Annotated in this window: 1 protein-coding gene; it reads right to left on the bottom strand. The window is 66.1% G+C overall.

All coding sequences use genetic code 11. The features are described 5' to 3' along the window. Positions 1 to 116: 116 nt before the first annotated feature. Positions 117 to 1,418 carry a ribonuclease catalytic domain-containing protein gene (locus tag BN903_RS14390; RefSeq protein ID WP_048078386.1) on the bottom strand — a complete coding sequence of 434 codons (1,302 nt, stop codon included), beginning with the start codon at positions 1,416 to 1,418 and terminating at the stop codon, positions 117 to 119. Between the last annotated feature and the right edge of the window lie 106 nt (positions 1,419 to 1,524).

Below are 1,524 nucleotides of genomic sequence, written 5' to 3'. Positions count from 1 at the left end.
CGTCGCGCTCCGGCTCGCCGGTCGGCTCGAACGGCTCCGTTTCGCCTCGGTCCGCGTCGCCGTGCTCGTGGGCGTCCATACCGTTTGTTGCGTCCGGAGACCCCTATATCTCCCGCTCAGGCGGTGTGTTTTGCTTCCTCGGGGTCCTCGACGACCTCGACGCCGCGGTTGTTGACGGCGTGGGGATCGAGCCCCTGCTCTTGGAGGAACTGCTTGTAGAGTCGCTCTGCTGTCTCGCCGTCTTTCTGCTTGTCGCTGGCGTGGTCGCACAGTTCGACGAGGTTCTCCGGCACGTCGTTCTCGTGGACGATCCAGTGGTTGATCGTGTCCGATAGGCGGCGGATGGGCGAGGTGAAGTGGCCGTAGATGTCGAAGTTGAGCGCGTGGTGGCCGCCGAACGGGTCGTTCATGTACTTCGCGCGAGGCATCACCTTCAGCACGGCGCGCTGGATCTTGTTGAGCTGGCGCTCGGGCGACTCCTCTAGGGCGGCGTTGACCGCTTTCCGCGGGTCGTCGCCCCACGCGTCGCCGGGGATAGAGACGCCGTTCAGCTCTTGGATCTCCTTGAGCGCCTCGTTCCACTGGTCGGGGGTCGGCTGCGGGTGGACGCGGTACATCGCCTCGACGCCGCGGTCCCACATCAGGGTGTGCGTCACCGCCTTGTTCGCCTTCAGCATCGACTCCTCGATGATGGTGTGCGCGCGGTCGCGCCGCGGATTCAAGACGAGCGAGCCGTCCGCCTTGCGCTGTTCGTGCATGCGGTCGGCGAGCTCGAAGGCGAGCTGGTTCTCCTCGCTGAGGGGGAGATCGGGGTCTTCGAGGCGGTTCTCGCACTCCGAGTAGGTGAGCCGCTCGTCGGAGTTGATAACGGACTTGTAGATGTCGATGTCCTCGAACGAAAGCGTCTCCGAATCGATCTCCATCTCGACTGTGTGCGCGAGCCGGTCCTCGTTGGGGACGAGCGAACAGACGGTCTCCGCCAGCACCGGCGGCAGCATGTGGATCGTGTAGTCGGGCAGGTAGACGGTGTTGGCGCGCTCGACCGCCTCCTCCCACATCGCGGTGTCGGGGGTGACGTAGTGGGTCACGTCGGCGATGTGGACCCACAGCCGGTAGGCGTCCTCCTCGCGCTCGATGGAGATGGCGTCGTCGAAGTCCTGCGCGTCGACCGGGTCGGTGGTCCACGTCGTGAGGTCGCGGAGGTCCTCGCGCTCGTCGATCTCGTCTTCGATCTCCTCGTACACGTCTTCGGTCCGCGCCTCAGCCTCCCGGAGCACCTCGCTCGGGAACTCGTCGCGGATCTCGAACTCCTCGAACAGCTCCTCGCGCTTCTCGGCGAGTCGGTCCGCCAGCTCCGGCGTGATCGTCACGGGGCCCTGGTCCTCGGCGGACCCTTGCTTCGGCTCGTCGTCTGACATACCTCCACCAACGCGGGTCCGTTAGAAAGGCCTGTCGGGCGGTGGAGACGGGCGTCCTCGCGGCCCGCTCAGACGATCGCCCCGACGGCGGGCGACAACGTCACCC

The sequence above is a fragment of the Halorubrum sp. AJ67 genome (assembly GCF_000513435.1).
Note: the sequence above shows the minus strand (reverse complement) of the source record. Positions and strands in the feature narration are given on the sequence as shown.